This is a genomic window from Nocardia beijingensis NBRC 16342, from assembly GCF_001612785.1.
In the GTDB taxonomy this organism is placed as follows: Bacteria; Actinomycetota; Actinomycetes; order Mycobacteriales; family Mycobacteriaceae; genus Nocardia; species Nocardia beijingensis.
In genome coordinates, this window is record NZ_BDBC01000003.1 from 335,189 (window position 1) to 353,947 (window position 18,759).

The window sequence follows — 18,759 nt, forward strand, 5'->3', positions numbered from 1 at the left end:
GCAATCGGGAGGCACACGACGCCTACCCGGGAGGATTCGCCATGGTCGATCTACCAGCCGCAGTGGTGAAGAACGCGTTCGCGGCCGGAGCCAGGATCCGGCATGCGCGGGTGTTCCACCCGGCGGGCTTGCACCTGGCCGGACGTCTGCACGCCGAGCCCGAATTCGAGCCGCTGTTCGGCAGCGGCGATCGCGCGGTCATCGCGCGGGTGTCCAAGGGCATCGGCCTGCCCAACGGACTGCCCGATGTGCTCGGCCTGGCGTTCCGGGTACTCGATCGCGACGAGCAGCCTTGGGATTTCGCGCTCGCCACCACCGGCCGGGGACCGCTGGGACGGTTCGTCATCACTCCCGCGCGCGGCTGGGCCAGCGCACGGTACGGCTGCCTGATGCCCTACCGGATCAGCAACTCCTCGCCCACCTGGTTCTTCGCCGAGCCGGACAGCGTGCAGCCCACGTCCGCGTCGCTCGAGGCGATGCAAGCGCACTTGGACGAGGACCTGGTCAGCTTCACGCTCACCGCGGGCCGCCTCGGCGGGCCCACCTGGCGGGTCGCCGAACTCACGCTGCGTCCCGCCGAATCCGCCGAGTACCGCACGGATTACTTCGATCCGATGCTCAATCACCCGGCCGAGGTGGAGCTGTTTCCTGCCGCCATCGGCAAGATCCGCGAGCTGGCGTACACCGGCAGCAGGAGCGGACGGGGCGAGGAGAGTTAACGCCGGACGGCGCGTTCGCGGCGATAGGCCGCCGGTGTGTTACCGGTCCAGCGCTTGAAGGCGAAGATGAACGTCGACGCCTCGGCATAGCCGAGCCGGATGGCGACGTCGCTCACCGAGAGCGGTGTGGCGGTGAGCATCTCCTCCGCCAGCGCGCGCCGCACTTCGTCCAGCAACGCGCGGTAGCTGGTGCCCGCCGCGTCGAGGTGCCGCCGCAGGGTGCGTGTGCTCATGTTGAGATCATTCGCCACGGCGTCGATGCCGGGCGGAGCGGCGAATCCGTCCGCTCCGCCGCGCGGCACCAAGCGTTCGCGCACCTCGGCCGCGATGCCGGTACGCGCCCTGCGGCGGTGCACCAGTTCCCGGCACTGCGCCAGGCACATCGCCCAGGTCTGCTCGTTGGCCTGCGGCAACGGCTGTTCCAGCAGCATCGGTTCGATCGCGAACAGGTTGTGCGGCATGTCGAAACGCGGCGGCACGAGGGTCACCTCGGCGATCCGCTCCGCGTAGCCGGGGTCGGGGAACCGGAATTCCGCCCTGGTCAGCGGCAGGCGGGTGCCGAGCAGATCGCTCATCACCTGGTGCATCGCGGTGACGTCGCGTTCGACGAGGAATTGGCGCACGTCGATCGGCACCGACTCGTCGTGCACCACCGCGACGAATTCGCGCTCGCCCCACTCGGCCACCGGGATGCAGAAGGTGAAGCTGAGGTCGAGGTAACGCAGCGCGAAGCTGATCGCCTCTCCGAGGGTCGGGCTGCTGACGCAGGCGAAGCCGAAGATGCCGAAGGTGGTGATCCGGTAGCGGCGGCCGACCTCCACGCCGAGCGCGGGCCGATCGGCGAGTTCGCGCACGAGATTGCGGATGACCGCCAGTTCGGTGTGCGCGTCGATCTGCACGTCCGGATCGCGCAATTGCCGCTCGCCGAGCGCGGTGCCGATCAGCATGCGCGCCGCGGGCACGCCGTGTTCGGCCGCGTAGCCGACCATCAACGCCACACTGGCCACACCGCGCGGAAAGTTCCAATCGCGGATATCCGGATCCTGCACCCGCTCCACGCGGACATTATGGCCGAATTTCTCTATGCGCCGACACGGCGGCTCTTACAGTGGAATCATCTACGGTCGCAGTGAGGAGGCTCACATGACAGCGCGCCATCGGCCATCCGTCCTCGTCATCGGCGCCGGCTTCGGCGGCATCGGCATGGCGATCGAGCTGCGTCGCAACGGCTTCGACGACATCACCATCCTGGAGCGGGCCACCGACATCGGCGGGGTCTGGCGGGAGAACACCTACCCCGGCGCGGCCTGCGACGTCCCCTCACCGCTGTACTCGTATTCGTTCGAACCCAAGCCGGACTGGCCGCAGCGATACTCGGGGCGCAGCGCCATCCATTCCTATCTGCGCGGCGTCGCCGAACGCCACGACGTGCTGTCTGCAATCCGGTTCGGCACGACCGTCAGTGACGCCGAATTCGACGACGCCACCGGCCGCTGGACCGTCCGGTCCACGGACGGAAGGAGCTGGGTCGTCGACGTGCTGATCTCGGCGGTGGGCCAGCTGTCGCGTCCGTCGCTGCCCGCCATTCCCGGCATCGACACCTTCACCGGCCCGTCGTTCCATTCCGCCGAGTGGGACCACGACGTCGACCTGCGCGGCAAACGCGTCGCCTGCGTCGGCACCGGGGCCAGCGCCGTGCAGTACATCCCGGAGATCCAGCCCGAGGTCGCCCAGCTCACGCTGTTCCAGCGCACACCGCCCTGGGTCGTCCCGAAGTTCGACACCGACTACTCGCCGATCCAGCACAACGTGTTCGCGCGGGTGCCGGGCGCGCTGCTGGCCGAACGGTTCGGGTGGTGGTCGATCGCGGAGTTCATCTCACTCGGGTTGGTCGAAGTGCCCGCCATCGCCCGGTGGGTGGCCCACATCGCCTCCCGGCACCTGGCCGAACAGGTCGAAGACCCGCAGTTGCGGGCCAAACTCACCCCGGACTACCCCATCGGATGCAAACGCGCCCTGTTCTCCAACGACTACTACCCCGCGCTCACCCAGCCCAACGTGCGGGTGGAGACCACCGCGATCACCGAGATCACCCCGCAAGGCGTACACACCGCCGACGGGACTACGCACGAAGTCGACGTGATCATCTACGGCACCGGTTTCAAGGGCACGGAGTTCCTCTGGCCGATGGAGATCCGGGGCCGCGGCGGACGCAGGCTGGCCGACGCGTGGGCCGACGGCGCGCACGCGTACTACGGCATGGCGGTACCGGACTTCCCGAACTTCTTCCTGGTCTACGGGCCGAACACCAACCTCGGCGTCGGCTCGATCATCTACATGATCGAGTCGCAGACCCGCTACATCCGCCAGGCGGTGCAGTGGCTCGCCGACCACCCCGGCCTCTGCGTCGACGTCCGCGCCGACCTGGAAGAGGACTACAACACCGCCCTCCAGCAGCGCCTCGACCGCACTCCGTGGAACTTCTGCTCGAGCTGGTACCGCAACTCCGCCGGCCGCATCACCAACAATTGGCCGGGCTCGCAGACCAGCTACCGTCGCCGCACCCGTCGCTTCGACCCACGGCACTACACCCGCACGCCCGTCTCGTGACGAGCGCGCCACGCGAGCCCGCCCCGCCCGGATCTCGCCTCGACCCGCCACCGCCCGCCGGGCTGGCAGACTTGTGCTGTGAATGAACTGGCCCGTCCGGGCGGATCGGATGTGCGTGGTCCGCTGCGTCCGATCGAGTTGGCTACCGGCGCCGTGCTGGGCGGAGCCGCCGTCGGGCTGGTGACCATCGGATCGGTCGTCCCGTTCGCCGCCGCGCTGCAACTGGTCGGCGCGGTGCCGATCGGGCTGATCGCGCACCGCTTCCGGCTGCGCGCCCTGGTCACCGCGACGATCGCGGCGACGCTGGTCACCTTCGTCGCCGCGGGCGTCGCGTCCGCGACGGCGCTGGTCGCGTCGGCCACCGTCGGCGGGATCATCGGCGTCGTCAAGCGGCGCGGCGGCGGGATCGTCACCGCGTCCGGGCTCTCGGTGCTCGCCGGGCTGGCCTGGGCCGCGTTCGCCGTCGGGTCGCTTTCGCTGATGTCGACCACGCGCGAACTGCTGTTCGACAACATCCGCAACGCCTCGCGCGGCGTGCAGGATCTCGCGGCCCGCCAGGAGCAGCTGGCGCCGCTCGGGCAACTCGCCGCAGACCTGACCGACTCGGTGCTGCACTGGTGGTGGGCATGGATCGGCGGCAGCGTCGCGCTCGGCATGGTGGCCACCGGGGTCTTCTCCTGGTATGTCCTCGGTTCGGTGCTGGATCGGCTGGCTTGGCTGCCCGGCCGGGACCGGCTGGACGCACCGCACGACGACCGGCCCGTGGCACCGCTTCCGGTGACGCTGCACGACGCGGGCTTCCGCTATCCGGGAGCGGCGCGCGAGGCGCTGCGCGGCGTCGACCTGACCGTCGATGTCGGCGAGTTCGTCGCCGTGGTCGGGCACAACGGTTCGGGCAAGTCCACCCTGACCCGCTTGCTGGCTGGGCTGCCGCCCACGTCGGGATCGGTGCGGCGGCCCGGGTCGGCCGGGCTGGGCAAGCTCGGCGGGACGGCGCTGGTCCTGCAGCGGCCGGAGAGCCAGACCCTCGGCGTGCTCGTCGCCGATGACGTCGTGTGGGGATTGCCCGCCGAACTCGCCGCCGAGGTGGACGTGGACGCGCTCCTCGGCGAGGTCGGGCTCGCCGGAATGGGAGCGAAGGAGACCGCGACGCTCTCCGGCGGACAGCAACAGCGGCTGGCGGTCGCCGCCGCGCTGGCCCGGCGGCCCGCGCTGCTGATCGCCGACGAGGCGACCTCGATGATCGATCCGGACGGGCGGCGGGAACTGGTGGACCTGCTGGCCTCGCTGCCGAAACGCCACGCGATGGCCGTGGTGCTGGTGACCCATCACGAGGCCGACGCCGCGGTCGCCGACCGGGTGGTGCACCTGGCCGGGGGACGCACCGTCGCGCGGCTGCCCGCGTGGCCGCGGCCGGCGCGGGACCAGCGGCGCAGGCCGATGGGCGCGCCGATCCTCGAACTGCGCGAGGTCCGGCACACCTACAACCGTGCGACGCCGTGGGAAGCGCCCGCCCTGCACGGCGTCGACCTGTCCGTGCGCCAGGGCGAGGCCCTGCTGATCGTCGGCGGGAACGGCTCGGGCAAATCCACCCTCGCCTGGATCATGGCGGGCCTGATCGAACCGAGTTCGGGCCGATGCGAGCTGCGCGGGAAGCCGATCGGCAAGCAGATCGGCCGGGTGGGGCTGGCGTTCCAGCATTCTCGCCTGCAATTGCAGAAGCAGACCGTCGGCGCGGAGATCGCGGACTGGGGCGGCCGCGCGACCGGTTCGGGGGCCGTCGGCCGGGCGCTGGACGCGGTCGGTCTGGACCGCTCACTGGCCGCGCGCTCGATCGAGGAACTCAGCGGCGGCCAGGCCAAGCGGGTCGTGCTCGCGGCGATCGTGGCCAGCCACCCCCAAGTGGTCGTGCTCGACGAGCCGCTGGCCGGTCTCGACCCGGAGGGCAGGGCCGACATCGTGGAACTGCTCGCCCGGTTGCGGGATTCCGGATTGACGCTGATCGTCATCTCGCACGACGTGGCCGACATGGCCGCGGTGTGCGACCGGACGGTGCAGCTGCGGTCGGGACGCATTCTGGGTGCGGAGTCCGCGCCGCAGACGGCGCAGGCGCCGAGCGACCCGGCCGCGCGAGCCGATGCCGGTCCCCGCTCGGTGCGCGCGCACGGCGAAACCGCATGGCGGTTCGAGCACGGAGGTCGATGATGAGCACCGTTCTGCTGCGCCAGGTCCCGGTCGACAGTCCGGTCCATCGATTGTGGGCCGGCACCAAGATGATCGGGGTGTTCCTGATCAGCCTGCTGCTGATGTTCCTGCCGTCCTGGCCGGTGCTCGGTGTGATGGCGGCGTTCCTGGTGCTGGTCGGCGCGGTGGCCCGGCTGCCGCTGGGCACGGTGCCGCGGCTGCCGTGGTGGTTCTGGGCGCTGCTCGTCGCGGGAGCCGTGATCAACGTGCCGGTCGGGGGGACGGCCGTGCTGCGTTATGCCCAGGTGCTGGCCTTCGGCCTGATCCTGGTGGCGGCCTCCTTCCTCATCGCGTGGACCACGCCGATGGGCGACATCGCGCCCGCCCTGGCCAAGCTGGGCGCTCCGTTGCGCCGGTTCGGGGTGCCGGTGGACGAATGGGCTGTCGTGGTAGCGCTCACCTTCCGCGGTCTGCCGCTGCTCATGGAGGAGATCCGGGTACTGCGCGCCGCTCGCAGGCTCCGGCCCAAGGACCGCATGATGATCGCCCGCGCGGCCGACAACCCGCTCATCGACATCCTCACCGCGGCCATGGCGGTGTCCACCCGCCGCGCCGGTGAACTCGGTGAGGCGATCACAGCGCGCGGCGGCACCGGGCAGCTCACCGCCCGTCCCAGCGCACCCGGCCTGCGTGACGCTGTCGCGCTCGCGCTGGTCGTCTGCGTCTGCCTCGGCTCCATCGCGCTGCACGTCGCGCTGTGAGCGCGGGCCAAGAGTCGACGGAGGCGCGAATGCGGGGCCCGAACCGGGCCTGCGGTCTGTTGCCACCCCCGATGGGTGCAGGGAAATTCCGGCGGACAAATTCGCTGAGAATTTGCAGACCGAGTGGTATCCAACGAAAAGTCTCCGCACGCGACCCCGGATGCGCCTCCTGCTCGAGGTTTGCGTCTCCAATGCATAGCGGTTGATCTCCTTGCGGCGAACCAGGACCGATCGGAGCCACCACCCGCGTCTCCAGGTTCGCAGTCACACAGGCGAGACGGCGCAACCCTTCCCGCACTCCGTGTACCGCAAACGAAAATCCTTGACCTACTGCGGCTTCCGCCTAAGGGCGGCGCAATATGAATGATCCGAGACGGATGCCCCAATTCGGGGCATCCATCTACACGCGCCCCCCGCGGAGCCCAACCGGCACGGCCGAAGTCCTTCGAAGCGAGACACGAAAATAGCCGATTGCTATATAACTAGGCTCAACAAAAGTCGGAGGATTACCCTCTGAATCCGTGTCCCAAACCCCCTGGGCCACAGTACAGTTATCACTCGGAAGTAACTGTCTTTTGGATCACATCACGGATGTACGCGTCGGCGGGGGAAGGAATTCCGGCGTGTCCCGCGTTCTCTAATGCTTGAACCCTGATGAAGATTGGAAACCGAGAAATGATTCTCCGGAGAGTCACCGCCGCCGCCGCTCCACTCGTCGCCGCCCTCGCGGTGGGGGCGGGCGTCGTGCACGCGGAACCGGCCGCGGCGCCGGTGCCCGATATCGGGTACGAGGCCCACCTGGTCGGCGACAAGATCGTCACGACACTCACCGCGGGCACGTTCGACGTGCGCGGCGACGCCGTCGACATCAAGGACGCCGCGGGCGACGTCGCGGTCACGCTGCCGCTCGCCTTCCGTCAGGACGGGCTCGAATACCCCATGGCGCACGTGGTGCGAGACGCGGGCCGCGTCCTGGAACTGACCGTGGTCAAGGACGCGGCGCAGGCCCGTCCGGTGGCGACGCCGGTCGCGTCGCCGTTCGAGAACCAGCGCGCGATGGACGCCTTCCTGTCGCAGTTCGGCATCGCCACCGCGGTCGGCGGGTTCATCGGCACCGTCATCGGCGCGCTCGTCGGATTGACCGGCCTGATCGGCGGTCCCATCGGGATCGGCACCGTGGTCGCCGGTGCCGGCATCGGCGGCATCATCGGCACGATCGTCGTCGGCGGACCGGCCCTGATCATCGCCGGTATCGATCTGATCAGCACGCTGGCCGCCCCGCCCGGCACCACCAAGTGGATGGACACCACCGGGCGTCCGCAGAACTGATCGGCGACTTCGGCACGACGCGCACCGAATCGGCAAGCGATTCGGTGCGCTTTCGTTTGTGCGCGGTCAGCTGCGACGCCGCACGCGATCACGCACCGGTCCGGAGCCGTCGCGCCGGTCCCCTTATCGCTCGCGGCATCCTGGAGCCACCGGCAGACCGGCGAACCGGTCGGCGAGAAAGTTCATCGCGCCCGGCGCCTCACCGATCGCCGCCGGGTTGTGCGTGGGCAGCATCGAATGCACCGAGGTGAGGGTCGCGCCCTGCGCGCAGTACCGGCCGACCAGGTCGGTGAAGCCCGCCACGGGAATCACGTCGTCGGTGCGGCTGTGGTACAGGTACATCGGCGCCTCCGGCGCGCTGCCGCCGAGTTCCTGCGCATCGGTGGCGGCACGGAAATCCGGGTGCGCGAACACATCCGGCACGGTGGTGAAGTCGGCGATCCGCGCGCCTGCGTAGATCGGCACCAGATCGGACCCGCACGCCGCGCCGTTCGCCGCCAGCGCCGCGCGCCCCTGCTCGTCGAGCAGGTCCAGTACGCCCGTCGCGGGATCGTTGCGGGCGAGCGCCAACAGGATGAGCAACGCCAGCCCGGCCTGCACGGTGCCGTCCGCGTCGCGCGCGATGGCAGGCCAATCCGCCGGAATCCCACCGGACGTGATGCCGGCGAACCGCACGTCCGGCGCGTACCACGGCTGCAGCTGCGCGGCCCACAGCGTGGCGAACGCTCCACCGGAGTAGCCCCACGCGCCGATGGGTGTCGCGGGCCCGAGCCCGGCTTGCGGCAGATCACGCGCCGCCCGGATGCCGTCCAGCACGCCGCGCCCCGAGTTCACTCCGTCCAGGAAGCGCGACCGCGGCCCCTCGTAGTCCGCGGCCACCACCGCCCACCCGCGCCGCAGCGCCTCGGCCATGAACGGGGTGTCGATCAGCGTGTTGACCGCACCGGTGTCCCAGCCGCCGCGCAGCGCGAACGACGGCGCGCACCGTGTGCCGAGACTGTCCTCCGGCACCTGGTACGACAGCAGGGGCCGAGCGCCGGGGCCGAACCACGGCAGCATCGGGACCAGCACGGTCGCCACGTCGGCGACGGGCTCGTCGCTCGAGTCGGTGCTCCGGTATTTCACCTGCCAGGCCGAAATCGGCAGGGGCAGCCCGAACAACGCGATCGGCCGGGAATCCAGCACGGCGCCGTTGTGGTGCAGAGCGAGATCGGCGGGAGCGGCGTAGAAAGGGTCCAGATCGGGCGGCGGTAGCTCGGCGTGTGCCGCGGGGGCGGCGGCCAGACAGGCGGCCAGCACGAGCAACACGGATAGCACGACCCGCGGGATCGTCTTTCGCACAAGATGGTCGCTCGCCTGCGCGAAGACAGGCGCCGCGTGAACAACCTTCATCAGGGCCTCCCCAGTCCGGGCGAGGCGGCGAGTGTCCCGGCACTGGCGGCGCCGGCAGCTGGCCTACCTGCTTCAACCGTACTGCCGGGTCGACCGGCCCGGCAACGGTCTACCGCAGGTCACACCCACCGCCGCCGTTGTCCGCCCGGCTGGTTACAGTGTTGGCCAAAACGCCCCCAGCGCAAGCGAATAGCTGCCCGGCGCGACCGGCGTCGGCAGCGCGAGCGCGACGAAGAGGAGTAGCCGAGCATGCGGCATGGCAACGGACTGGACATCCCGGAAGGACTCGCCGACGTGTGCGCGCCGGACCGGATGGCGGTGATCGTCTACGACATGCAAGTCGGTGTGCTCAGTCAGTTGCCGGACGGCCAGGAGATCATCGAGCGGGTGGCCGGGGTGGTCGACGCGGCGCGCTCCGGCGGCTACCCGGTGGTCTTCCTCCGCCATTTCTTCCTGCCCGAACGGCTCAGCGGGACCTTCGCGCTGCGCATGGCCATGAACTGGCAGCAGGTGGATTCGGTGGACAAGGTGCGCTTCATCCTGCAGCGCGACACGCCGGCCTTCGAACTGGTGCCCGAACTGCGGCCGCGCGCCGACGAGGTGGTGTTCGACAAGACGTCGATGTCCGCCTTCGAAGGCACTCCGCTGGCCTCGATGCTGCGCGACCTGCGTATCGGCGCGTACGCGATCGCGGGTGTCGCTCTGGAGATCGGCATCGCGCCGACGGTCACGCATTTTACCGATCTCGGATTCGTTCCCGTGGTGATCAGCGACGCGGTCGGCGGCCGGGACAAGGACGCCATGGCGCGGGCTTACGACGATTTCGAGTTCCAGGGCCACGCGCTGGTGACCGACATCGCGACCATCACCCCCCTGCTCGCGGGCGCCAACTGACCCGAGACCGGGACCCGGCCCGCGGGTCCCGGCCGACGCTCACTGCTCCCGCAGGGCCTTCTTGGCCGCGTCCTGGGCGGCGTCCACCTGGCTGGAGTACTTGTTGCCCGTCTTCTCGTCGACCAGGTCGCCCGCCTTGTCGATGACCGCGTCCAGCTTGTCCGCGTTCTTCTGCGCCAGGTCCATCGCCTTGCCCGCCAGGTTCTTGAAGTCCACCGTGCACTCCTCGTTGTCGCGCTGAGAACAACCGCGCCACAACCCTACCCAGCGCCGGGCGCTGGGCCGAGCCACGCGGGATGCCACATCCGGCCCGCCTCGGTCCAGTTCATGAAACGCACGGTGCCGGCGAGTTTCGGCGTCACCCACACCGCTTCCTTGCGTTCCTCGGCGGTGAGCTCGTTGTCGAACGGGGAGGTCTTGCGTTCCAGTTTGCGCAGCCGCGCGGCCAGCTCGCGCATGTCCGGCTCACTGAAGCCGGTGCCGACCCGCCCGACGTAGTACAGCAGTCCGTCGTGGGGAATGCCGATCAGCAGCGACTTGAACTCCCGCGCGCCGCTGCGCCGCCACCCCCCGATCAGCACCCGCTGGGTGCGCCAGTTGCGCTGCTTCACCCAGGAGTGCCCGCGCTTGCCCGGCAGATACACCGAATCCTTGCGTTTCGCGACCACGCCCTCCAGCCCGCGCTCCTGGCTGTAGCGCAGGGCATCCGCGCCCGAGCCGTCCAGTCGCGGCGGCACCACCAGCGACGGCGCGTTCGCCGCGAGCGCCTCCAGCACCCTGCGGCGGTCGGAATACCGTTTGCGCAGCAGCGACGTGCCGTCCAGATACAGCACGTCGAACGCGACGAACACCGCACGGGCCGCGTCGGCCTGCAGCAGGCCGAGGTTGGCGACATCGTGATCGTCGAAGACGACGGCCTCGCCGTCCAGCACCACTTGGTGCCCGGACAGTTCCCGTCGCAGCGCCCCGATGCGGGGATAGCGGTCGGTCACCACGTTCCCCGCCCGGCTGCGCAACGTCAGCGCGTCGTCGTCGATCTCGGCGATCAGCCGGAAGCCGTCCCACTTGGTCTCGAAGCACCACTCGTCGGCGCCGAGTTCGGTGACGTCGCCGAGCGTCGCGAGCATCGGAGACAGACCGTGCGGAAACGTCGCGGGTCCATTCGACGGACGGATGATCCGGCCCCGCGGCTCGTCCCGCTCCTCCTGCGGTTCGGCTCCGTTCCGCGCGCGCATCAGATGCATCAGCCACTGGTTGCCGTTGGTCTGGATCAGCGCGTACCTGCCGTTGAGCCGCTTGCCGTGGAACTGCACGATGACTTCGTCCTCGCGCCACTTCTCGGTCTCGTAGGTGCCGGAGTCCCAGATCGTCATCTCCCCGCCGCCGTACTCGCCCTTCGGGATGGCGCCGTGGAAGTCGAGGTACTCCATCGGATGGTCCTCGGTGTGCACGGCGAGGCGGTTCTGGTCGGGCGAGGTCGGCGGCCCTTTCGGCACCGCCCAGGACACCAGGACACCGTCGCGCTCCAGCCGCACATCCCAGTGCAGGCGACGGGCATGATGCTCCTGTACGACGTAGCGGTTGTTCGCGCCCGGCGCGGGCGCCTCGGCGGGAACGGGCTCGGGCGTGCGGGACGGATCGCGCATCGACCGATACTTGGTCAACGCGTCCGGCGCGGACGAGTCGTCCTCGGCGAGTGACGGATCCAGTCCGGCGAGCAGATCGCCGTCGGATCGGTACCTGGCAAGCACCTCGTCGAAGCGCAGATGCCGCAACTTCTTCCGGTTCTCGATCTCTTTCCAGGTGCGTGGGGCCGCGACGTTCGGCTCGGCCCGTCCCCGCATCGAATAGGGCGCGATGGTGGTCTTGGCCGGATTGTTCTGACTCCAGTCGAGGAAGACCTTGCCGCCGCGCGCCGCCTTCGCCATCGTCGCCGTCACCAGATCCGGGTGCAGCCGTTGCAGATTCGTGGCCACCTGTTTCGCCACCGTGGACGCGCCGTCGGAGCTCAGCTCGCGATCCAACGGCACGTACAGATGAATTCCCTTGCTACCGCTGGTCACCGGGTACGCGTGCAGCCCGATGCCCTCGACCATCTCGCGCACGGCCAGCGCCACCTCGGCGCATTCGGCCAGCCCGGCTCCTTGACCGGGGTCGAGATCGAACACCAGCCTGGTCGCCGGGCCCATGTCGTCGCCGTCGAAACGCCATTGCGGCACATGCACTTCCAGCGCGGCCTGCTGCGCCAGCCAGGCCAGCCCCGCTTCGGAATCGATCAGCGGATAGACGATCTTGCGGTCGGAATGACGCAGGGTGCGCCGCTCGATCCAGGATGGCGCGTGCGACGGGAGATTCTTCTCGAAGAAGGAGGGTTCGTCCACCCCGTTGGGCCAGCGTTTCCGGGTGACCGCCCGCCCGGCGATGTGCGGCAGCATGGCGGGCGCGATGGCCGAATAGTAGGCGATCACTTCGCCTTTGGTCGTTCCGGTGGCCGGGTACAGCACCTTGTCGAGGTTGCTCAGCTCAACCTCGATACCACCGAACTCGCGGCGGGCCGCCATATCCGAAGTGTAGCGGCGGAGGCCACGACGTGACCTCCGCCGCGGGCTCAGGCGTGCGGCCCGGACTGATCCGGCGGGACCACCTTCTTGGCGGCCTCCTTGCCCTTGGCGATCTTGTCCGAGTACTTGCCGTGCGTCTTCTGGTCGATGAAGTCACCGGCCTTGTCGACCGCGTTGTTGATCTTGTCGGCGTTCTTGGCCGCCGCGTCCTTCCCCTTGTCGACCAGGCCCTTGACCGTATCCGCGAAGCTCATCGCCGTGATCCTTCCTGTCGCCGATTGTCCGGAGTCGTTCAGCCGATATTCTCCCACCAGGAATCCGCGGATGGGGCGCTCGACGGGTCCACACGCTGCCCCGGCATCGGCACCGCCACTTCGGTGCCCGCCGCCCGCGCCGCGGCAACCATCCGCGTGACCGGCTCCGACCAGCCGTGGAAGGCGAGGTTGAAGGTGGCCCAGTGGATCGGCACCAGCAGTCCGTGGCCGGGATTCCCGCCACACAGGTCGGCGTGTGCCCGCACCGCCTCCTCGGGATTCATGTGCACATCCGGCCAGCGCTCGTCGTAGGCCCCGATCGGAAGCAGCGTCAGGTCGAACGGGCCCAGCGCCGCGCCCGCCTCGGCGAACGCCTTGGTGAAGCCGGTGTCGCCGCCGAAATAGGCCCGCTTGGTGGGACCGACGATCGACCACGAGGCCCACAATGTGGTGTTGCGCAGCAGGCCGCGTCCGGAGAAATGCCGCGCCTCCGTGCAGGTGATCGCCAGATCCACGCCATCGCGGTCCCGGCCCAGCTCCGCGAGCGACACCGAACCGCCCCAGTCCAATTCGACGATGCGGTCTTCCGGGACACCCCAGTGCCGCAAGTGGGCGCCGATGCCGATCGGGACGAGGAACGGCGCGCTCTGACATGCCACCAGTTCCCGGACGGTCTCCTTGTCCAGGTGGTCGTAGTGGTCGTGGGAGATGAGCACCGCGTCGATCGGCGGCAAGTCGGCCAGCGGCTGCGGCACCGGATGCATGCGTGCCGGACCGACCAGCGGCGACGGCGAAACCCGCTCGCTCCACACCGGATCGGTGAGAATCCGGTACCCGTCGACCTCGATCAACGTCGTGGCGTGGCCGTACCAGGTGACGGCGAGAGCCCCCGCGGCGGCCGGTTGCTGCGGCATCCGCACCGGGATGCGGCCCCGCGGCCTGCCCACGTTGCGCTGGGTCAGCGCCGAAACCAAGAGGGAGGGAGTCGATCCGGCGACCACCTGGCTACTCGGCTCGGTGTTGTGGAACTGCCGATCGCGATAGGTCGTCGCGCCCATCGCGTACGGCTGGATCGCCGAGATCGACGCGCCCATCGCCGACGGGATGTCCCACACGGCCCGGACCAGCCAGCTGATGCCGAGCGCACCCGCCGTGGCGCCCGCGATACGTCTGATGTCCATCATCGCCCCACGAACTTCGCTGGGCGCTTTTCCTGCCTGGCCAAACGACCCTCCTTGGCATCCTCGCTCGTCCATGCGGCCTCCAGGGCCGCACGTTGCTGCGCGGTTTCCGGCTCGCGCGTTCCGTCGTCGTTGAGCACCAGCTTCATGTGCCGCAGGGACAGCGGGGCCAGCGCCGCGATGTGCTTGGCCCAGGCCTGCGCGTCGGCCACGGTGCCGATCCGGTTGGCGAACCCGAAGGTGTAGGCATCGTCGGCCGAGATCTGCTCGGCTCCCAGCAACACCGTCCGCGCCGGACCGCCGCCGATCAAGGCGGCCAGCCTGCGCACCGTCCACCGATCGACGGTGATGCCCAGTTTCGCGGCGGGGACCGCGATGTAGGCCTCCGGCGCGATCACCCGCAGGTCGGAAGCGAGCGCCAGCTGCACACCGGCCCCGATCGCCGCACCGTTGATCGCCGAGATCACCGGGACCGGCGCCGATTCGATGGCGTGCAACATGTCCAGCAATCCGGACAGGAAATCACCGGAGTACACCCCGGACAGATCGGCTCCCGCGCTGAACACCGGGCCACGCCCGGTCAAGACGATGGCCCGTGCCTGGTCGGCGACAGCGGCGAGCACTGCTTCCCGCAGCAGTGTCACGAGTTCGTGATTGAGCGCGTTGCGGCGCTCCTCCCGCTGCAGTTCGATGGTGACCACGTCACCATCACGGCTGACCCCGAGCATGCGACCTCCCCGACTGAACGGTCCGTCTGATCTCTTCACTCTGCCACAGGGGACTACCCGTTCCACGCGGGGCGATACGATCACCGGCTGTGCCGACCGACTTCGACATCCTGGTGATCGGCGCTGGTCAGGCGGGACTCTCGGCCGGATACCACCTCCAGCGCCTCGGGCTGCGCCCGGAGCGGCACTATCTGCTGGTCGATCGGTCCCCCGGCCCGGGCGGCGCGTGGCAGTTCCGCTGGCCGTCCCTCACCCTGGACACGGTCAACCGCGTGCACGATCTGCCCGGTATGTCGTTCGCCGAGACCTTGCCGCCCGGTTCGTCGTCCGCGCCCGCGGCGTCCGCCGTGCCGCACTACTACGAGTTGTACGAGAAACGGTTCGACCTGCGGGTGCACCGGCCGGTGTCGGTCACCGTGGTGTGCGATCGCACCGAGGAAGGCGCCCCCGCCGAACGCGGTGCGGTGCTCAACGCGGAGACCGACACCGCGGGCCGGATCCGGGTACGCGGCCTGATCAACTGCACCGGCACCTGGGAGCATCCGTTCGTTCCGCACTATCCCGGTGCCCAGACCTTCACCGGTCGTCAGCTGCACACCCGCGACTACCGCACCGCCGCGGAATTCGCGGGCGAGCACGTCGTGGTGGTCGGCGGCGGCATCTCGGCTGTTCAGCTGCTCGACGAGATCTCCAAGGTCACCACGACGACCTGGGTCACGAGGACACCCCCGCGTTTTCGCGACGGCGCCTTCACCGAAGCAGCCGGGCGGGCCGCCGTCGCGATGGTCGAGGACCGAGTGCGGCGCGGGCTGCCGCCGGGATCGGTGGTATCGGTCACCGGGCTGCCGCTCGACGACCGGCTGCGGGCGGCGCGGGCCCGCGGCGCGCTCACCCGCCTGCCGATGTTCGAGCGCATCGAGCCCGACGGGGTGCGGTGGGCCGACGGCACCTTCCAGCGAGCGGACGTGATCGTCTGGGCCACCGGATTCCGCAGCGCGCTCGACCACCTCGCGCCGCTGCGACTGCGCGGTCCCGGCGGCGGCATCACCATGGCGGGACGGCTGGCCACCCAGGTGGCCGCCGACCCGCGCATCCACCTGATCGGGTACGGACCGTCGGCGAGCACCATCGGCGCCAACCGCGCAGGCCGCGCGGCGGCCGACGAACTCACCGGTTATCTCGGCCTGCGCTGACCGGCCGGCCGCCCGGATAGTCAGTCGATCAGGCCCATGGTGAACGTGTCGGGATCCCCTCCGGTGCGCGAACCGGTGTCCAGCGCGGTGATCGCGTTCATCTGCTGCGGGGTCAGCTCGAAGCCGAAGACGTCGAAGTTCTCCCTGATCCGCGACGGCGTCACCGACTTCGGGATGACCACATTGCCCAGCTGCAGGTGCCAGCGGATGATCACCTGCGCGGGAGTGCGGCCGACCTCGGCGGCAACGGCGGTGACGGTGTCCTCCGCGAGGAGCGTGCCCTGCCCGAGGGGGCTCCACGCCTCGGTGGCGATCGCGTTGGCGGCATGAAACTCGCGCAGTTCGGGTTGCGCCAGCCGTGGGTGCAACTCGATCTGGTTCACCGCCGGGATCTCTCCGGTTTCGGCGATCAGCCGCTGCAAATGCGCGACCGTGAAGTTCGATACACCGATCGACCGCACCCGGCCCTGTGACTTCAGCGCTTGGAAGGCGCGGAAGGTGTCCACGAAGCGCCCGGCCGCGGCCACCGGCCAGTGGATGAGGTAGAGATCGAGGTATTCCAGACCGAGCCGCCGCATGCTGGCGTCGAACGCGCGCAGCGTGGAGTCGTAGCCCTGGTCGGAGTTCCACAGCTTAGTCGTGACGTAGATCTCCTCGCGGGGCAGGCCGGATTCCCGGATCGCGCGGCCGGTGCCCTCTTCGTTCCCGTAGATCGCTGCGGTGTCGATGCTGCGGTAGCCCGCCTCCAGCGCGGTGGTGACGACCGAGGAGACATCCCCGGCGGGCACTTGGAACACGCCGAAGCCGAGCTGCGGGATCACGTTCCCGTCGTTCAGCACGATCGAGGGAACGGTGCTGGTCTCGCTTTTGAAGGTCACATTCCGACGGTAGAAGTGTGGCGGCGAACCGTCAATCACGCGGTCGGGTGTGTTGGCCCGCAATTTGCTGAGAAACCAGCGCTGCGCAGTGCGGACGGGCCGCGTCCGCCGCCGGTCAGTTGGGCATTCCGGGCAGGCCGAGCCGCCGGTAACGCGCGTGCCGAGCCGCGCGCAATTCCGGTTCCGGTAGGGCGCGCAAGGCCGCCAGTTCGCGCGCGATCGCGGCGACCATCCTGCGGGCGAAGTCGACCGGCTCGTCCGCCGCGTCGGGGCACTCGGGCACGATCCGGTCGACCACGCCGTCCTCCAGCAGGTCGACGGCGCTGATCCGTTGTGCCGCAGCGAGTTCCGCCGCATGGTCGGTGTCGCGGAAGACGATGGCGCTCGCCCCTTCCGGCGGCAGCGGGGCCAGCCACCCGTGCGTGGCGGCCAGCACCCGGTCCGCGGGCAGCAGCGCCAGCGCGCCGCCGCCGGTGCCCTGACCGAGCAGCACTGAAACGGTCGGGGTGTCGAGCGTCACCAGATCGGCGATGCAGCGGGCGATCTCGGGCGCCAGCCCGCGCTCCTCGGCCTCCTTCGACAGCGCCGCACCCACCGTGTCGATGACCAGCACCAGGGGCAGCCGCAATTCCTGAGCAAGCGCCATACTGCGCCGAGCCTCACGCAACGCGGCCGGACCCATGGTGTTCTCGCCCTGCTGACCGCGCCGGTCGTGGCCGAACACGACGCACGGCTGCCCGCGGAAACGACCGAGGGCGAGCACGGCGGTGCGATCGGACTCGCCCTGCCCGGTGCCGCTGAGCGGAACCCGTTGCGTCACATGACGAAGCAGTTCGCGAAGGCCGGGACGCTGCGGGCGGCGGGAGATGAGGACCGACTGCCACACCCGATCGTCCGCAGGGCGATTCGGCTCGGCATCGGACCGAATCGCCTCTGCCGCACCATTTTCGGCAGGCGCAGCAGGATCGCGACTCGACAGCTGTTGCGATGCCGCGGTCTGCTCGGAGAACTGGCGTCCAGTCGCGGGATCCGGCAACTCCATGCCGCTCAGCACACTCAGCGCGCGATGCGCGATCCGACGGAAGACCGGAATCGTCAGAACGCCGTCGATGACGCCGCGCCGATACAGGTTCTCCGCGGTCTGCACGCCTTCCGGGAACGGCCTGCCGTACAGGGCCTGATAGACCCGAGGGCCGAGGAACCCGATGAGCGCACCGGGCTCGGCGAAGGTGATGTGCCCCAACGAGCCCCACGAGGCGAAAACGCCGCCCATGGTGGGATTGCGCAGGTAGACGACGTAGGGATACCCCGCCGACTTGTGTGCCGCCACGGCGCCCGCGATCTTCACCATCTGCACGAAGGCGACGGTGCCTTCCTGCATCCTCGTCCCGCCGGAGGTCGGCGAAGCGACCAGCGGCAGACCGAGTTCGGTGGCGCGCTCCACCGCGGAGACGATCCGCTCGGCCGCGGCCACGCCGATCGAGCCGGCCAGAAACCCGAATTCGCAGGCGATGACGGCCACGCGCCTGCCACGCAGCGAACCTTCGCCGGTGAGCACCGATTCGTCGGTGCCCGCCGCGACGGCCGCTTTCCGTAAGGCATCGCGGTACTGCGGGGATGCGGCCACCGTCACCGGCGGCCGGTCCCAGCTGACGAACGAGTCCTTGTCGAGCAGTTGCTCGAGCAACTCTCGCGCCGAAGTACGCACCGGGCGAGCCTATCCCGCCCTACCCGGTGCTCCGGCATGCGACGCGAGCACTCAGTAGCCCTGCATCACCTTGCGCAACGCGTACTCGGTGAGCGCGACCAGCGCCTGCTTGGCCGGCTCGCGACGACGAGCATCGATGGACAGGATCGGCACATCGGCAGGCACGGCGAGCGCCTGCCGGATGTCCTCGATCGGGTACCGCGGCGCGTCGTCGAACTCGTTGAGCGCCACCAGGAAAGGCAGGCCGCGCGCTTCGAAGTAGTCGACGGCCGCGAAGCTGTCCTCCAGCCTGCGGGTGTCGACCAGTACGACGGCGCCGATGGCGCCGCGGATCAGGTCGTCCCACATGAACCAGAAGCGGTACTGG

Annotated in this window: 17 protein-coding genes; 7 read left to right on the plus strand and 10 right to left on the minus strand. The window is 69.5% G+C overall.

Going from position 1 to position 18,759, the window contains the following annotated elements; genetic code table 11:
* Positions 1 to 41 precede the first annotated feature (41 nt).
* Positions 42 to 719: a phosphodiesterase gene (locus NB3_RS02570; RefSeq protein WP_067795757.1), complete on the plus strand. Its 678-nt coding sequence runs from the start codon at positions 42 to 44 to the stop codon at positions 717 to 719.
* On the opposite strand, the gene NB3_RS02575 is transcribed toward NB3_RS02570, so the two are convergent.
* A complete protein-coding gene (locus NB3_RS02575) occupies positions 716 to 1,777 on the minus strand; it encodes an AraC family transcriptional regulator (protein WP_067795760.1) in 1,062 nt (353 codons plus the stop codon). The two genes, NB3_RS02570 and NB3_RS02575, sit on opposite strands and share 4 nt — an antisense overlap.
* 85 nt (positions 1,778 to 1,862) lie before the next feature.
* Between NB3_RS02575 and NB3_RS02580 the strand changes: the two genes are divergently transcribed.
* From NB3_RS02580 to NB3_RS02595, 4 genes are all read left to right on the plus strand, one after another.
* Positions 1,863 to 3,329, plus strand: a complete 1,467-nt coding sequence (locus NB3_RS02580) for a flavin-containing monooxygenase (RefSeq protein WP_067795763.1) — start codon at positions 1,863 to 1,865, stop codon at positions 3,327 to 3,329.
* Positions 3,330 to 3,407: 78 nt separating this feature from the next.
* Entirely contained in the window at positions 3,408 to 5,534 is a 2,127-nt protein-coding gene (locus tag NB3_RS02585; RefSeq protein ID WP_244891739.1) for an ATP-binding cassette domain-containing protein, read from the plus strand.
* Entirely contained in the window at positions 5,534 to 6,274 is a 741-nt protein-coding gene (locus NB3_RS02590) for an energy-coupling factor transporter transmembrane component T family protein (RefSeq protein WP_067795766.1), read from the plus strand. The genes NB3_RS02585 and NB3_RS02590 overlap by 1 nt, the downstream gene beginning before the upstream one ends.
* Before the next feature lie 675 nt (positions 6,275 to 6,949).
* Positions 6,950 to 7,603: a DUF8020 domain-containing protein gene (locus tag NB3_RS02595; RefSeq protein WP_067795768.1), complete on the plus strand. Its 654-nt coding sequence runs from the start codon at positions 6,950 to 6,952 to the stop codon at positions 7,601 to 7,603.
* A gap of 123 nt (positions 7,604 to 7,726) precedes the next feature.
* On the opposite strand, the gene NB3_RS02600 is transcribed toward NB3_RS02595, so the two are convergent.
* Positions 7,727 to 8,995, minus strand: coding sequence for a lipase family protein (locus NB3_RS02600; protein WP_067795770.1), 1,269 nt, complete (start codon positions 8,993 to 8,995; stop codon positions 7,727 to 7,729).
* Between the two features lie 249 nt (positions 8,996 to 9,244).
* Between NB3_RS02600 and NB3_RS02605 the strand changes: the two genes are divergently transcribed.
* Positions 9,245 to 9,889, plus strand: a complete 645-nt coding sequence (locus tag NB3_RS02605; protein ID WP_067795772.1) for a cysteine hydrolase family protein — start codon at positions 9,245 to 9,247, stop codon at positions 9,887 to 9,889.
* 39 nt (positions 9,890 to 9,928) lie between these two features.
* Here the strand turns inward: NB3_RS02605 and NB3_RS02610 are convergent, their stop codons facing one another.
* Genes NB3_RS02610 through NB3_RS02630 form a run of 5 tightly spaced genes read right to left on the minus strand, consistent with a single transcriptional unit; the run spans position 9,929 to position 14,613 of the window.
* The gene (locus NB3_RS02610) at positions 9,929 to 10,105 is read right to left on the minus strand and encodes an antitoxin (protein ID WP_244891740.1); all 177 of its coding nucleotides are present in this window, start codon (positions 10,103 to 10,105) and stop codon (positions 9,929 to 9,931) included.
* 44 nt (positions 10,106 to 10,149) lie between these two features.
* A complete protein-coding gene (locus NB3_RS02615; RefSeq protein WP_067795779.1) occupies positions 10,150 to 12,450 on the minus strand; it encodes an ATP-dependent DNA ligase in 2,301 nt (766 codons plus the stop codon).
* Between the two features lie 47 nt (positions 12,451 to 12,497).
* The gene (locus NB3_RS02620) at positions 12,498 to 12,704 is read right to left on the minus strand and encodes an antitoxin (protein WP_067795782.1); all 207 of its coding nucleotides are present in this window, start codon (positions 12,702 to 12,704) and stop codon (positions 12,498 to 12,500) included.
* A gap of 38 nt (positions 12,705 to 12,742) precedes the next feature.
* The gene (locus tag NB3_RS02625; RefSeq protein WP_067795785.1) at positions 12,743 to 13,885 is read right to left on the minus strand and encodes an MBL fold metallo-hydrolase; all 1,143 of its coding nucleotides are present in this window, start codon (positions 13,883 to 13,885) and stop codon (positions 12,743 to 12,745) included.
* The gene (locus tag NB3_RS02630) at positions 13,885 to 14,613 is read right to left on the minus strand and encodes an enoyl-CoA hydratase (RefSeq protein WP_067795788.1); all 729 of its coding nucleotides are present in this window, start codon (positions 14,611 to 14,613) and stop codon (positions 13,885 to 13,887) included. The genes NB3_RS02625 and NB3_RS02630 overlap by 1 nt, the downstream gene beginning before the upstream one ends.
* Positions 14,614 to 14,702: 89 nt before the next feature.
* Between NB3_RS02630 and NB3_RS02635 the strand changes: the two genes are divergently transcribed.
* On the plus strand, positions 14,703 to 15,806 hold the full coding sequence (locus tag NB3_RS02635) for an NAD(P)-binding domain-containing protein (protein ID WP_067795790.1): 1,104 nt from the start codon (positions 14,703 to 14,705) through the stop codon (positions 15,804 to 15,806).
* A gap of 20 nt (positions 15,807 to 15,826) precedes the next feature.
* Here NB3_RS02635 and NB3_RS02640 read toward each other — a convergent pair whose 3' ends face one another.
* The 3 genes from NB3_RS02640 to NB3_RS02650 all read right to left on the minus strand — a co-directional run.
* Positions 15,827 to 16,684, minus strand: a complete 858-nt coding sequence (locus NB3_RS02640) for an aldo/keto reductase (RefSeq protein WP_067795793.1) — start codon at positions 16,682 to 16,684, stop codon at positions 15,827 to 15,829.
* A 115-nt stretch (positions 16,685 to 16,799) separates the two neighbouring features.
* Complete coding sequence (locus tag NB3_RS02645) at positions 16,800 to 18,392, minus strand: carboxyl transferase domain-containing protein (RefSeq protein ID WP_067795796.1); 1,593 nt, start codon at positions 18,390 to 18,392, stop codon at positions 16,800 to 16,802.
* Positions 18,393 to 18,443: 51 nt separating this feature from the next.
* Positions 18,444 to 18,759 (minus strand): GTP-binding protein (locus tag NB3_RS02650; protein WP_174553156.1); only part of this gene is annotated, 316 nt, incomplete at its 5' end.

Coding starts and splice junctions, on each gene's coding strand:
- NB3_RS02570 (WP_067795757.1), top strand. CDS start 42: ATGGTCGATCTACCAGCCGCAGTGGTGAAGAACGCGTTCGCGGCCGGA.
- NB3_RS02580 (WP_067795763.1), top strand. CDS start 1,863: ATGACAGCGCGCCATCGGCCATCCGTCCTCGTCATCGGCGCCGGCTTC.
- NB3_RS02590 (WP_067795766.1), top strand. CDS start 5,534: ATGAGCACCGTTCTGCTGCGCCAGGTCCCGGTCGACAGTCCGGTCCAT.
- NB3_RS02595 (WP_067795768.1), top strand. CDS start 6,950: ATGATTCTCCGGAGAGTCACCGCCGCCGCCGCTCCACTCGTCGCCGCC.
- NB3_RS02600 (WP_067795770.1), bottom strand. CDS start 8,995: ATGAAGGTTGTTCACGCGGCGCCTGTCTTCGCGCAGGCGAGCGACCAT.
- NB3_RS02605 (WP_067795772.1), top strand. CDS start 9,245: ATGCGGCATGGCAACGGACTGGACATCCCGGAAGGACTCGCCGACGTG.
- NB3_RS02615 (WP_067795779.1), bottom strand. CDS start 12,450: ATGGCGGCCCGCCGCGAGTTCGGTGGTATCGAGGTTGAGCTGAGCAAC.
- NB3_RS02620 (WP_067795782.1), bottom strand. CDS start 12,704: ATGAGCTTCGCGGATACGGTCAAGGGCCTGGTCGACAAGGGGAAGGAC.
- NB3_RS02625 (WP_067795785.1), bottom strand. CDS start 13,885: ATGGACATCAGACGTATCGCGGGCGCCACGGCGGGTGCGCTCGGCATC.
- NB3_RS02630 (WP_067795788.1), bottom strand. CDS start 14,613: ATGCTCGGGGTCAGCCGTGATGGTGACGTGGTCACCATCGAACTGCAG.